This is a genomic window from Bacteroidota bacterium (genome assembly GCA_016183775.1).
Classification (GTDB): Bacteria; Bacteroidota; Bacteroidia; order JABDFU01; family JABDFU01; genus JABDFU01.
In genome coordinates this window covers 1-14,917 of record JACPDY010000141.1, presented here as the reverse complement: position 1 = coordinate 14,917, position 14,917 = coordinate 1, and the positions used below count along the sequence as shown (strand labels likewise).

The following is a 14,917-nucleotide window of genomic DNA, read 5'->3' as shown; positions in this document are numbered from 1 at the left end:
TCTTTATCAGAAAATAGTAAATTTGTATTGCGATTCATGCCTCACTTTGTGCAAATTCTTTGCCATTGTGGGGCTTTTTTACATGCCACTTATCACCAAGACCTTGTGAATAGTGTTGTTTAGATTTTCGTGATCACCCTAGTTATACTTTCACACCTATAACAAGAATATCATCAATCTGTTCTTTGTCCGCTTTCCAATCAGTGAATGATTTTTCGAGTGTGGCCTTTTGTTTGCTTGCAGAAAGCGGACTGATGGAAACAAGCAATTCTTTAAGGCGCTTGGTCATAAATTTTTTCCCCTCCGGACCGCCAAACTGATCCGCATAACCGTCAGAGCAAAGGTAAATGCAATCGCCTTTTTCAAGTTCCATTTTATGGGTTGTAAATTTTCGAATGCCTTCCGACTGGTATCCGCCTATAGCATATTTATCTCCTTTAATTTCATTCAGTATGCCGTTTCTTACATGGTATATTGGCCGCATGGCGCCCGCAAATTCAAGTGTTTTTTTATCATTACTTATCCTGCACATGGCAATGTCCATTCCATCTCTTGAGGTAGAATCTATTTTGTGCTGTTTGAGCGAGGCCCTCACTATTTCGTGCAGGTTCTCAAGAACGTATCCCGGCCTGTTTATCACGGAAACAGAGATCATTTGTGACAAAATGTTATGTGCCATGACCGACATGAACGCGCCCGGAACTCCATGCCCGGTACAATCAATAGCAGCAATAACATGGCTGTTATTCCAGTCGGCATACCAGTAAAAGTCTCCGCTTACCACATCTTTTGGCTTGTAAACAACAAAAGCCCCGGGAAGGCCTTCGATGATCGTATCCATATCCGGCAATAAAGCTTCCTGGATCTGTTTGGCGTAATTAATACTTTTTTGAATTTCTACACTTTGATCTTCTATTTTCAGGCTTTTCAACTTATTGTCATGAATGTCAACATCGATCACAACAATTTTATCAACGTTTCCTTTGTCATTTTTAATAGGCGTAAGTGTTGTTGCTATCCACAATTTATTCCCGGCCTTGGTGGTGTTGAGTGATTCATAATAAACGGGTGTTTTTTTCTCTATTGCTTCCCTGATCATATCATCAATAGTTGGATTGTGACTGAAATCCTGTAACCTGGTCCCGAATACTGACTTGATTTCATCGAAAGTATACCCGAACAAACGGTATATACCGTGGTTCATGTATAGAAATGTGCCGTCCCCATCGCATATCATCACGCCATTATGTGTTTCGCGGGCTACAAGGCTTAACACATCCAGTTCGGCATTTATGGCAGTAAGCAATTCATTGCCTTTTTTCTTGATACGGTAGCGGTTGTAGGTCAGGAAGGCGATGAGTAAAACAAGAAGTACGCCGGCAATAAGCGAATTACGGACAATAGCCTGTTTGCTCAATTCGGATCGTTGAAGGGCTATTTCCTTTTCTTTTTTTTCGGTTTCGTATTTGGTTTGCATCTCAGCGACATTTTTGCTGGATTGTTCGTTATATATTGTGTCTTTTACATTGGCGAAAAGTTTGTGATTTTCAAAGGCTAATTTATAATCACCCTTTTTTGAATATACGTCAGCCAGCTCTTCGTAACATGATTTAAGAAAATCTTTCCGGCCTGTTTCTTTGGCAAACACCAGTCCTTTATTCAGGTATAATAAGGCCGTTTCATGATCGTTTTTCTTCGCGTACAAATTTCCCAGGTTAAAATACCCCTGGGCGAGCCCGCTTTTATTATCGTTCTCCTCCGAAAGTTTTATAGCCCTTGAATAATATTCGATCCCCTTGTCATAATTATTTATTTGTAAGTAAACATTTCCAATATTTGATAAGCTGTTCTCAATCCCGCTTTTGTCTTTTAACTCTTCTTTTAGCATCAGCGCTCGCTGGTAATAATTGAGGGCCTTATCATATTCTTTTTTTTCTTCATAAACAGTTCCTATATTATTCAGGCAATTGGCGATCTCGGACTTTTCATTAATGGCCTCATTTGCGCTTAAGGCATCGCCATAAAATCTCAGGGCTTTATCGTATTCTTTCTGCGCATTGAACACATTCCCGATTCCCATATAGCAAAGGGCAATACCTTCTTTGTTGTTGATGGATTCGGAAATTTTCAAAGCGTCGAGATAGTTTTCAAGTGCTTTATCATATTTGGATTGGTAATAAAATAAACCTGCAACGGAATTAAGTGCGGCAATTTCAGATGGCTTATTTTCTGACTCCCGTGCGATCTGCAGGGCGGAGTTGTAAAAAACATGTGCAGTGTCGTAATTTTCTTTTACAAAATAAATATAGGCGATATTGGAATAGATGTCATAAACATTATTCTTAAAGGAGTTTGATTGTGCCAGCAAAAGTGCCCGTTTGTAGAAGTCAAGTGCTTTATTTTCTTCCCCACGGCTGTAATACACGCTGGCCAATGCATTCAGGGCATTCGTTTCTCCGTATGAATACTTTAATTCTTTGGAAAGTGACAAGGCATTTTCTCCCCTGATGAGAGCTGTTTCAGGGGTATTCTCTGTGTAAGCTTCGCAAAGACGGATAAGCAGTTTTACTTTAGATGTGTCGTTGGCAGTGAAAAGAGCTTGTTCAAGGCTATCTGTTTTGGAGGTTTGAGATAAAGAAATAAAAGATGAAAGAAGGATAACAAATAAACTACATATATGTCTTTTCAATTTTGCCATAAAAAAGCCCCGTAGCTGGGCTACAGGGCTAAAGATAGGATAATTTACTTCAATTTTGAATTCGAAGGAGTTATTGAAATTCGCACTGAAACATTAATTCAGTTTTATAACGAACTTACTATAAAGGTCAGCTCCAATGGCGGTTTTCAGGTAATACATGCCTGGCGAAAGATCGCCGGTAATAATGCCATTGTAGGTTCCCTTTTTTAAATAATTACTTTCAATTGTTTGCACTTTTTCGCCCAAATAATTATAAAGTTCAATCTGTACAAACTCGTTTTTTGTCAACTCAAACCGGATATTGAAATTGTTGGTAAAAGGGTTGGGGTACACATTTATTTTTGAATTGTCGGGTTGAAGATGTTTTGAAATTCCAATTGTAGAAGCATCAATATATATTTTGGCCGAGTCCGCTGTATAGTTCAGATCATTGAACAGTGTATCGGTTGAGGTAATTGAAACAGTGTATATTGAGTCCATCGGCAGGCCCGGAATATCAACAAACACCTGGTAATCGCCTGATGATATATTTTCGAATGAATAATCGCCGTTGACATCAGTTGTTGTATGCGCAACAATTGAGCTATGAGACTTAGGTTTTTTGCCAATGCTGACATCCACGCCTCGTATTGGATCGCCGGGAGTTACGAGTTTGGCGTATTTGTTACCCTTTACTAATTTGCCGGCTATTTTTCCTTTTCCGGTGTTTGTTGGTAGTTCTTTCAATTGAATATTTTGGATTGTAGCGCCCGAAACAGTAATCACTTTTGCCGAATCCCATAAAGCAGCAGAATCTGCATAAGTTGGCATGCTTGCTGCGTAATTGGCTTTGCAATTGGCGTAAATTATATATCCGCCGCCGGAGAATACATTACTAAAGGTATAATTCCCAAAAGTATCTATTGAAACAGAGTCGGCTAAAACCATGTGCATGCCGCTTGTATTGCGATACAACTTAACATAGCCAGAATTTACATAACCGGATTTGTCTGAAACAACCCCGCTTACAGTGTTATTAATTGAAGATTTTAATACACTACTTCCAATAGTCCCAGCGAAAATATTTGTGCCGTTCGCAGTTAAGGAACGAATGTCTGTATTCGTTAGTCCCGCATTAACTGGACTCCATGAAGTGCCGCTATTGGTAGACAGAAATATGCCATTTCCATAACTTCCGGCGAAAATATTGCTGCCACTTACCACAAGGGATAAGATATTTTTATTTGTTAATCCAATATTAACAGGAGTCCATGAAGTGCCATTATTGGTAGAAAGTAATATGCCAGACCCGAAAGTTCCTGCAAAAATATTTGTGCCACTTACCGCCAAGGCACTAACCTGTATGCTCCAGGAATTGACAGCAGTCCATGAAGTTCCGTTATTGGAAGAAAGATATATTCCGCAGCAATTTGTTCCTGCGAAAATATCACTGCCGCTGGTCGCAAGGGATATAATATTCTTATTTATTAACCCTGAAATAACAGCAGTCCATGATGCTCCATTATCGGTTGAAAGGTATATCCCATTTGAAGTTCCTGCGAAAATATTTCCGCTACTTACCGCAAGAGATTGAATAAATGTATTTATTAATCCTGTATTAACAGCGGTCCATGATGTCCCATTATTCGAGGAAAAAAATACTCCTCCACCGAAAGTCCCTGCAAAAATATTTGTACCGCTTGTTACCAGGGAGCGAATATTTGTATTTGTTAGCCCTGTGTTAACTGGATTCCATGTGTTTCCCATATTGCTAGAAAGGAACACTCCTTTGCTGGAAGTCCCTGCGAAAATATTTGTACCATTTGATGCAAGGGCACGCACTTCAATATTTGTTATACCTGAATTAATAACGGTCCATGAAGTGCCGTTATTGGTGGAAAGGAACATGCCATCACCCTCTGCACCTGCAAAAACATTTGTTCCGCTTATAGCGATAGATCTGACATATGAATTTGTTAACCCGGAATTGACAGCCGTCCATGAGGTGCCATTATTGACAGAAAGAAATATCCCCATGCCACTGGTGCCGGCAAATATATTGCTGCCACTCACTGCAAAGGAATATATGCTTGTAGCAGGCAAGCCGGAATTCACAGTTGTCCAGGTAGTCCCGTTATTGGAAGAAAGAAATACCCCGCCGCTATAGGTTCCTGCAAAAATATTTGTGCCACTTGATACAAGGGAATTAACATCCAGGTCTGATAGACCTGAATTAACCGGAGTCCATGAAGTGCCATTATTGGTAGAAAGAAATACTCCATAGCCCGTAGTTCCTGCAAAAATATTGGTTCCATTTACTGCTAAAGATCTGATAAAAAGACCCGTTAGTCCTGAATTAACAGCTGTCCATGAAGTTCCATTGTTTGTGGAAAGAAAGACACCACCATTTGTCGCTGCGAAAATATTAGTGCCACTGACTGCAAGGGAATAAACGGAAAGATTTGTTAATCCTGAATTTATGGCGGACCATGTAACTCCATTATTGGTAGAAAGAAATATTCCGCCACCATATGTTCCTGCAAAAATATTTGTTCCGTTGACCAGAAATGAGTATACAATTAGATTTGTCAGTCCGGAATTAACAGCAGACCATGAGTTTCCGTTATTTGTGGAAAGGAATATGCCACTGCCATTGGTTCCGGCGAAAATATTGCTGCCGTTTACTGCCAATGCACGTATATCACCACCTGCCGGACCGGGTGTTTGCTGCCATTGCGCGGAAGTAGAAATTAAGAATGAAAAATTAAGAATAAGGAAGAATAGGTAGCGTTTTTTCATGTTGTTGTTAAATGAAGATGTGTTTAATAAAGATATTAATTCAGGTTAATAATAGTTTTATTGCAGCTGTGATCTCCAATTACCGCTTTCAACAAATAAATACCTGGCGCAAGGTTACAGGCAATTGTGTTATTGTATGTTCCCTTTTGTAAATAATTACTTTCAATCGTTTGCATTTTTTCGCCCAATGAATTATAAAGTTCAATCTGTACAAATTCGTTTTTTGTCAACTCAAACCGGATATTGAAATTGTTGGTAAAAGGGTTGGGGTACACATTGATCTTTGAATTATCAGGTTGAAGATGTTTTGAAATTCCAATTGTAGAAGCATCAATATATATTTTGGCGGAATCTGCTGTATAGTTTAAATTATTGAATACTGTATCGGTTGAGGTAATTGAAACAGTGTATATTGAGTCCATCGGCAGACCCGGAATATCAACAAACACCTGGTAGTCGTCTGTTGGTATATTTTCGAATGAATAATCGCCGTTGACATCAGTAGTTGTATGCGCAACAATTGAGCTATGAGACTTGGGTTTTTTGCCAATGCTGACATCTACGCCTCGTATTGGATCGCCGGGAGTTACGAGTTTGGCGTATTTGTTACCCTTAACTAATTTGCCTGCTATTTTACCTTTTCCTGTAGTTGTTGGCAATACCTTCAGCTGAATATTTTGGATTGTAGTGCCTGAAACAGTAACCACTTTTGCTGAATCCCATAAAACAGCAGAATCTGCATAAGTTGGCATAGTTGCAGGGTAATTAGCTTTGCAATTGGCGTAAATTGTATAGGGTCCTCCTGAAAATACATTGTTAAATGTATAATTTCCTGAAACATCTATTGAAACCGAATCGGCTAAAACCATGTGAATTTTAGTGTCGTTCCGGTAAAGTTTTACGTATCCTGAATTTACAGATGCGGCGTTTGTTGAAACGTTTCCTTTAATGATATTATTAATACTTGATGAGTATACATCGGATGAAAACAGTCCTGCATAAAATAAATTTCCGCTATTTGCCAGAGCATATATAGTTTTACTTGGCAGCCCGCTGTTTACAGGACTCCAATTAATCCCGTTATTATTAGAATAATAAACACCACCCAGCTGCGTCCCAACAAGCAAATCGTTACCATTAACTGCCAGTGTGCTCATCAATTTATTACTTAATCCGAGATTGGACATTAATGTACAGGTAACCCCTCCGTTATTGGAATAGAACAAGCCTGATTGAGTCCCTATGTAAAACTTACTGCCATTTATTGCAAGGCAGGTAATTGACTTACCTAACGCTGCACTTAGGGGAGTCCAGCTTGTTCCATTGTTGGCCGACTGAAATAATCTATCTCCGGCAGCAGAATACAAAATTCCGCTACGTGCAATCAGAGATGTGTTCCATAGGCCGGTTCCGGATAATCCGGTGTTTTTTGGAGTCCAGGTGGCGCCATAATCACTTGACATATATATACCATCCATAAAGGTACCTGCAAAAATATTGTTGCCATTTACCGCAAGTGCCCTTATGTTTTTACTGCCTATTCCTGAAGTATCTATTGTCCAGGTAAGTCCATTATCGGTTGAACGAAACATTCCTTTGTCATACGTTCCCGCAAACAAATAACCTCCTAAGGCTTCTATGCAATTTACCTGAATGCCGGTTAAACCGGTAGATGTTGATGACCAGGTAGTTCCACTGTCTGTAGAAAGAAATATCCCGTTTTTATAAGATGCTGCATATAAACTGTCGTTTTGGATTTTTAGCGCACCGATCAGGCCGCCTCCGTGTGCTGTTGTTTGAAACCATTGGGCTTCGGCAGAAATTAAAAATGATAAATTAAGAATAAGAAGCAGATGCGCTTTATTGCTAAATCCAATAAAAGGGATTTTGTTTTTTGATCGATCCATTTTTAATTTCATAAATTTAATTTTTGGAAAATCAGAAATATTTGTATTGTGTTAAGTAGTTTTGTCATACCATTCCATCTAAAATAGGAAATAAACACAGTGTTTCCTATAGTTTTGAGCGATGTGTCAATAATTAGAAGGGGTTTCTATAAGGGGAATTTATCCCGGGCCAATGCCGGCTTTTTAAACAACTTATTTGTATCCGCTATAAATCCAAGTATTTCCTTATTGCCGGTCGCTTTGTGTGATGAAGTAACAAAGTATGTAGGTAACTCTTCCCAGCTTTTTAACATTTCAGTTTTATAAGCTTCCAGATTTTTATCAAGTTGGGTTTTTCCGAGTTTATCGGTCTTGGTGAACACCATTGTAAAAGGAACTTCTTTTTCGGCCAGCCATTCCATAAATTTTTTGTCCCTGGCCTGTATCGCTAAACGCGAGTCGATCAGCACAAATACGCATAATAAGCTTGTACGCTGCAAAATATATTGCTTCACAAATACATCAAATTCCGCCTTTTTTGTTTTAGCAATGGTCGCGTAACCGTATCCGGGTAAATCAACCAGGTACCATTCATCATTAATAAGAAAATGATTGATGAGCTGCGTTTTTCCCGGCTTGGAAGATGTATGAGCCAGCTCTTTTTTTTCAGTCAGCATGTTAATGAGCGACGACTTGCCGACATTTGAACGGCCAATAAAGGCATATTCAGGCAGGGTAGGAGTAGGACACATTTTTACATCAACACTGCTGATGATAAACTTCGATGATTTTATTTTCATAATGGATTTTCAATCTGTAAAGATAACATACTCAACCTTCTTTCTCCTTCTATCTTCCGTCTTCCACCTTCCACCTTCCACCTTCCGTCTTCCGTCTTCCGTCTTCCAACTCCTTCCCTCGCCCCTCGTCCCCTTCACTTGTCCCTCACTTCACATACGACTTCACATGCCTTTCTTTTTTTGTCTCGTAAATATCGGCAATAGTTACGAGTATTCCTGTTTCCTCAACTCCGCCAAAGTGGGTATTAATAGCAGTGCCAAAAGTTTTCATGGTAGCCGAGAGGTTCATATAGGAATTAATGAGTGGAGGGATGTTTTCGCCAAGCGCCCGTACGTTTTTGTTAAGCACATGATGGCCGTCTTTATAACTAAGGCCTTGTATAGATTTTAAAAATTCAGTCATGTCATTTTTAATGGATACAGCGTTAAGCGGCCAAACCAGCTTTTCATCATCCGGGAAATAATATTTCATAAACGAAAGGATCATGTCGCGCGCAGGCACATTAAAATCGGTGTACATGGTAACTTTTCCGTATAGGTATTTAACATCAGCGTTGTCAACCACCATTGCACCCAGGCCATCCCAAAGGTTATCCAGGGAAAACAAGCCTTTACGATTTTCGCTGCTGGGCTGAAATTTAGGTTGAACAAATGAACGCCCGAGTTCGATCGTATAGGGCAGGTAATTCTTTTTAAACTTTTCTGAGAACCCGAACAATTCGGTAGTGGCAAGGTTTATGTTGCCATTCGCGTCAACAGCCTCCTTGCAATGAATGTAGCGGTAACCGCCTACAATTTCTTTTTCTTCCGGGTTCCATACTATAAGTTGTTTGTAGGGGGTTGAAGAAATATCAAACTCATCGATATCGATCTCTTTTCCTGTCCCTCCTCCTGAGGCACGAAAAGTTATTTCGCGTAACCGTCCGATCTCGCGCATTACATTCGGCGAATCGGTATGCGTTATGATATAAATTTCGTTGTTCCCGTTGTTTGTATCACGTACAAACCTCTCCTTTGTAAGTTCGGCAAGTAAAATTTCTTTACTTATCGGAGCAATTATTTCCTTCATACAACAGTTTTGGCCTTTTATACGGATATTACAGGCAAATGTTTCTTTTATTTCTAATTGAGTTTATATCGAATAAGGGTTTTGGTGGGCTTTAGTGTTTTGGTGTTTTAGTGGCAATTGGATTTTAGCCACCAAAGCACGAAAGCACCAAATTTTCGCCAAATGTTTTTCTGAAAATTCCATATAATAATCTTATTCGGTATAATCTCTAATCTCAAAAATAATTTTATCGCCACAAAAACACTAAATCACCAAATCCCACCAAATTATTTCGCCAACGAATCAATAATTTTTCCAATACGAATCTTTATTTCAGCTCCACTGTAAATTTATTTAAATCCTTTTTGTGGGATTTAGTGCTTTGGAGTTTTGGTAGCATTTCACCTAGCTCACATAATGCTGATCGGGTTTCAATAAATCTAAACTACAGCTTAAGTTTGTAAACACGATCCTTTACCCAACGTGCCCAATGCCTGTCCGAATGTTCTTTAGTGAACAGGGTATATGGGATGGCTTCTCCAAATATAATGTTTATTGATTTGTTTTTTTGTTTATACATTTCATTTACCAGGTAAAACATCTCAATATTAGCTTTAATGCCAAGGCGTTTCCTCCAAAGTGCAAGGTTGTAAAAGAAATTTGAATTACAGGCATCAATAAAAACAGGAATGATATTGCGTTGATGTTTCACGGCTTGTGTTATAAAGCTTTTGTGCCAGTCCAGGTCCTTTATTACTCCGTTTTGTTTACGTGATACCAGGCCCGCCGGGAAGATGAGTGTACAGTTGTCAGATCCATAGGTTTGTGTGATACGTTGTGTGTTCTCAAGGGCGTTCCTCCCGTGCTTATTGACCGGGACGAACAGGGGGCCGAGATTTTCAAGGTTCATCAATACGTCATTCACCAGAAACTTCATGTCGGAACGCACTTTGCTTAATTCATCCATCAGCGGCAGCGCATCCAGTCCGCCCAGCGGGTGATTGGACGCGATGACAATGCCTCCTGTTTTGGGTATGTTTTGCCGGCCCGTACTCGATACTTTAACTCCGAACTCATTTATAACGGCCTTTACGAAATCCAGTCCGTATTCATGGTGATGAAGCCGTAAAAATTCATTTACATCATTTTGGTGAATGATCTTTTTGATATAGCGCAATACAAAGCCGGGTAATACTTTCAGGAGTTTTGGATTTTTACTCCTGATAATATTCTCCAGGTCGATCTGCGGTATTTTTTTCTCCTCACTCATGGTGCAACGTTAAGCTTTTTTTTTGTTTTACCGGTTTTTAGTCAATTTAAGGATATTTCATCCGCCTAATTGACTTAGAACCGTATATACCGAACATTGACATCCTTGTTCGCTCGGTATAAGAACTGCAGTCTTTTCCACAATTCTCCCACCGCGCTTTGTGACACAAAAATAACCGGCACATCGAAAATAAAAAAATTGCTGAATACTAAATCAGTCGTGCGATTTAAGTAAAAATTATTTTCCAAAACAACGATCTTTTTCGATCACATTTCCGGCATTGGTGAAAAAGTTTTCAACAAAAGTGGGATAAAGTGGTAAAATGTGGGATTTTTTTGTGTAGTTTTACACGCAAGAAAAAAAGCCATGATCAGCCTGTTTGGTGTTTATGAATGCAGCGCAGACGCAAAGGGACGCGTAATGCTTCCCGCCGCGTTCAAGAAGCAGCTTGCGGAAGTGCTGAGTCAGGGCTTCGTTATCAAGCGCAGCATTTTCAGTAAATCGCTGGAGCTGTATCCCATCGGTACCTGGAACGAAATGGTGAAAGATGTAAACAAGCTGAATCGCTTTGTGAAGAAGAATGTAGAGTTTATCCGCATGTTCAACTACGGTGTGAAATCACTGGAGCTCGATGACAACTCACGTATGCTGATACCAAAAGATCTGGTGCAGTTTTCCGGAATTAAAAAAGATGTGGTATTGGCCGCGGCGACGGATCGTATTGAGTTGTGGGATAAGCGCGCTTATGAGAAATTCATTAAAGAGAACAGCGCCGACTTTGATAAGCTAGCCGAGGATGTGATGGGTGGAACAGGCTCAACCGATCCGAATGACAAAAAATAATTTTCATACCCCCGTTCTTTTACAAGACTGTATTGAAGGATTGAACATTAACCCCGAAGGAATTTACGCCGATGTGACGTTTGGAGGAGGAGGTCATGCAAGAGAGATCCTGACGCACCTCACAACAGGTAAGCTGATCGCGTTTGACCAGGACGAGGAGGCGATCAGGAACAAACCGGAAGATGAGCGGTTGATACTGGTGAAGCAGAATTTCAGGTTTCTGAAAAATTATCTCCGCCTGTACAATGCGCTTCCTGTTGATGGTATCCTCGCCGATTTAGGTGTTTCATCGCACCAGTTTGATGAAGCGGCCCGGGGCTTTTCAACCCGCTTCGACGCTAAGCTCGACATGCGGATGGATCAGCACCTGCGGTTAACTGCCAGGGAAGTTATAAATACCTACGAGGAGGATCAGCTCCGCAGAATTTTTTCAGAGTACGGGGAATTGGAGAATGCAGGCAGATTGGCCCGCACCATTTGTACAAAGCGTAAATCAAAAGCCATTGAAACAGTGAATGACCTGAAAGAAATAGCGAATGAGTTTGTAAGGCGAGGCAAAGAGAATCAATACCACGCGCAGCTTTTTCAGGCCCTGAGGATAGAAGTGAACAAAGAGCTGGATGCGCTGAAAGAACTGCTGAGCCAAAGTGTTGAAGTGTTGAAGCCGGGCGGACGATTGGTAGTGATAGCCTACCACTCACTGGAAGACAGGTTGGTGAAAAATTTTATGAGGAGCGGAAAATTTGAAGGCGACGCGGAAAAAGATTTTTACGGAAACTCTTTATCTCCCTTTAAACTGATAACAAGAAAACCAATAATACCGGACGAAGTGGAAATGGAAGAAAATACCAGGGCACGAAGCGCAAAATTGAGAATAGCAGAAAAAGTGGAAGTAAAGGAAAAAATATAAAGTAATAACAAAATCAAAAAGTCCCTCTCCTTTTGGAGAGCGATTTAGGTGAGGCATGGAAGCAAAAAAGGTAGTCAAATCATTTCAAAGTGTCGTTAGCGGAAATTTTCTCTCGCGCGAGGAGACGATGCGCTTTTTGCCCTTTCTCCTGTTTTTATCGCTGCTGGCTGTCATTTACATAGCGAACGGTTATTATGCTGAAGCGAAAATGCGTAAGCAAAACAAATTAACGGATGAATTGAAAGAGCTGCGTTCTGAGTATATCATCACAAAATCAGACCTGATGTTTATCAGCAAGCAATCGGAAGTGGCAAAGGCGGCTCTTGCGATGGGATTAAAAGAATCGGTTGTTCCGCCAAAAAAAATAACAGTACAAACAAATAAACCACCAACACATTCAGAATAGACTTGGACATTAAAAAAGACATAATGTGGCGTGTAATACTAGTATATGTATGCATATGCCTCTTCGGTGTCTCCATAATTACCAAGGTTGCTCTCATTCAGTTCAAAGAGGGGGATGTATGGCGGGCAAAAGCCAAAACCCTTACTACCCAGGAGTTTGTTGTAAATGCTTCCCGAGGAAATATATATGATGTGAACCAGAATTTGCTGGCCACGTCATTGCCTTACTATGAGATCGGTATTGATGTAAATACCGAATTCCTCCGGAATTTACCTGCAGCCGAATTTAATAAACACTCGGATTCACTTGCGCTTGAACTATCCGGCCTGCTGAAGCAGAGATCAAGAAGAGAATATTACCGGGATCTGAAAACGGCGCGGACCTCTGGCGATCGTTATGTGCAGCTGGCAAAGGAAGTTTCTTATAAACAACTTCAGCTGATCAAAAAATTCCCATTGTTCCGTTTGGGAAAGAACAAGGGAGGCTTTGTGGTGCTTCAGACAAGCAGAAGGGAACGTCCGTTCCAGATTCTTGCCTCGCGCACTATTGGTTATGAACGCGAAGATGTAAAGCCGATTGGTTTGGAAGGCGCTTTCAATCAATTTCTGAAAGGTACAAGCGGTAAGCGCCTGATGCAAAAAATAGCGGGCGGCGTTTGGATGCCATTGAATGATGAGAATGAGGTAGAGCCTGAAGACGGCAGCGATGTGATCTCAACGATTGATATTAACATACAGGATGTGGCAGAACATTCCTTGTTGAAGCAGTTGGCAAAGAACAATGCGGATCATGGTTGCGCCATTTTGATGGAAGTGAAAACAGGTGCCATTAAAGCTATCGCCAACCTTGCACGAAGAGATTCGGGTGAATACGTTGAGAATTACAATTACGCCATTGGTTCAGCCACCGATCCCGGCTCAACATTTAAACTGGCTTCATTGATGGCCGCTATGGAAGACGGATACATTGATTTGGATGATACGGTAGATGTCGGCAACGGTACCTGTAAATTTTTTGACGTGCCAGTAAGGGACTCTCACCGTCCCGAAAAATCGAAAATGACAGTGGAAGAAGTGTTTGAACAATCATCGAATGTTGGTGTGGCGAAAATTATTTACCGCTATTATGCAAAGGATCCTCAGAAGTTTGTTGACCGTCTTTGCAAATTCAATCTTAATTCTCCATTGGGTTTAGCTATACCGGGAGAAGCCAGGCCACGTGTTAAAACAACAAAAGACAAAGATTGGTCGGGTGTCACATTGCCTCAAATGGCCTATGGGTATGAGTTATTGTTTACCCCCATGCAAATACTTTCATTCTATAATGCTGTGGCGAACAATGGTGTTATGGTTCGTCCGCAGTTTGTGGAAGAGATTAGAAAAAAGGGCAAGCTCATAAAACAATTTGAATCGGAAACAATTGGTGTTCCACCTATCTGTTCAAAGAAAACAATTGAGATGGCCAGGAAAATGATGGAAGGCGTTGTGCTGAATGGTACAGGCAAGACACTAAAGAATTCAACTTTCCAGATCGCGGGTAAAACGGGTACTGCTCAGATTCTGGTTAATGGTTCATACAAGGATCGGGATAAGAAAGCGACATACCAGGCTTCATTCGTAGGATATTTTCCAGCCGACAATCCTAAGTATTCCTGCATAGTTGTTGTCAGCGCTCCTTCAACCGGGGAATACTACGGTGCACAGGTGGCTGGTCCTGTGTTTAAAGATATCGCCGATAAAGTATACTCCACAAGCCTTGAAATACACAAAGAGATCAATGCCGTACAGCCGGAGTTTGCCCTGAAAGCGCCTGCCTCAAAAGCGGGATCGTTAAAGGATATACAAAAGGTTCTTACAGATCTGAATGTAAAGACCGACGCGGGACCTGTTGATGCCCGCTGGGCCAGCATACAGATGAACGATTCAACAGCATTGACCCTTTCATTATCAAAAGTAGAGCTTGATCTCAAAAAGAATATTGTTCCCAACATGATAGGTATGGTGGCACAGGATGCTTTGTTCATTCTCGAGAACAATGGCTTCCATGTAAAACTCAGGGGCAGCGGTGTTATCACGAAACAATCATTGGAAGCAGGAACGCGATTTACAAAAGGAACAACAATAGAACTCGAATTAACATAAAATAATAAAATCCTTTCCCTCGGAGAGGGTTTGGCTGAGGCTTTTATGAAATTATTAAAAGACATACTCTATAAAGCAGGACTGCTTGAAGTGATCGGGTCGACCAATCTGGCCATCACTTCAGTTTGTTTTGATTC

Annotated in this window: 10 protein-coding genes; 4 read left to right on the top strand and 6 right to left on the bottom strand. The window is 40.6% G+C overall.

Going from position 1 to position 14,917, the window contains the following annotated elements; translation table 11 throughout:
- Positions 1-142: 142 nt before the first annotated feature.
- The 6 genes from HYU69_15925 to HYU69_15900 all read right to left on the bottom strand — a co-directional run bounded on the left by HYU69_15925 (position 143) and on the right by HYU69_15900 (position 10,480).
- The gene (locus HYU69_15925; protein ID MBI2271830.1) at positions 143-2,698 is read right to left on the bottom strand and encodes a tetratricopeptide repeat protein; all 2,556 of its coding nucleotides are present in this window, start codon (positions 2,696-2,698) and stop codon (positions 143-145) included.
- 93 nt (positions 2,699-2,791) lie between these two features.
- Entirely contained in the window at positions 2,792-5,476 is a 2,685-nt protein-coding gene (locus HYU69_15920; GenBank protein ID MBI2271829.1) for a T9SS type A sorting domain-containing protein, read from the bottom strand.
- 35 nt (positions 5,477-5,511) lie between these two features.
- The gene (locus HYU69_15915) at positions 5,512-7,383 is read right to left on the bottom strand and encodes a T9SS type A sorting domain-containing protein (protein MBI2271828.1); all 1,872 of its coding nucleotides are present in this window, start codon (positions 7,381-7,383) and stop codon (positions 5,512-5,514) included.
- Between the two features lie 146 nt (positions 7,384-7,529).
- Positions 7,530-8,162 (bottom strand): YihA family ribosome biogenesis GTP-binding protein, encoded by a 633-nt coding sequence (locus HYU69_15910; protein ID MBI2271827.1) that lies wholly within the window; start codon positions 8,160-8,162, stop codon positions 7,530-7,532.
- Between the two features lie 145 nt (positions 8,163-8,307).
- Positions 8,308-9,231: a GNAT family N-acetyltransferase gene (locus HYU69_15905; GenBank protein ID MBI2271826.1), complete on the bottom strand. Its 924-nt coding sequence runs from the start codon at positions 9,229-9,231 to the stop codon at positions 8,308-8,310.
- Positions 9,232-9,655: 424 nt separating this feature from the next.
- A complete protein-coding gene (locus HYU69_15900; GenBank protein ID MBI2271825.1) occupies positions 9,656-10,480 on the bottom strand; it encodes a 1-acyl-sn-glycerol-3-phosphate acyltransferase in 825 nt (274 codons plus the stop codon).
- Between the two features lie 366 nt (positions 10,481-10,846).
- Between HYU69_15900 and HYU69_15895 the strand changes: the two genes are divergently transcribed.
- Genes HYU69_15895 through HYU69_15880 form a run of 4 tightly spaced genes read left to right on the top strand, consistent with a single transcriptional unit; the run spans position 10,847 to position 14,780 of the window.
- Positions 10,847-11,323 (top strand): division/cell wall cluster transcriptional repressor MraZ, encoded by a 477-nt coding sequence (locus HYU69_15895; GenBank protein MBI2271824.1) that lies wholly within the window; start codon positions 10,847-10,849, stop codon positions 11,321-11,323.
- Positions 11,310-12,233 carry a 16S rRNA (cytosine(1402)-N(4))-methyltransferase RsmH gene (gene rsmH, locus HYU69_15890; GenBank protein ID MBI2271823.1) on the top strand — a complete coding sequence of 308 codons (924 nt, stop codon included), beginning with the start codon at positions 11,310-11,312 and terminating at the stop codon, positions 12,231-12,233. Before HYU69_15895 ends, rsmH begins: the two co-directional genes overlap by 14 nt.
- Before the next feature lie 55 nt (positions 12,234-12,288).
- A complete protein-coding gene (locus tag HYU69_15885) occupies positions 12,289-12,639 on the top strand; it encodes a hypothetical protein (protein MBI2271822.1) in 351 nt (116 codons plus the stop codon).
- A 23-nt stretch (positions 12,640-12,662) separates the two neighbouring features.
- Entirely contained in the window at positions 12,663-14,780 is a 2,118-nt protein-coding gene (locus tag HYU69_15880) for a transpeptidase family protein (GenBank protein ID MBI2271821.1), read from the top strand.
- Positions 14,781-14,917 lie beyond the last annotated feature (137 nt).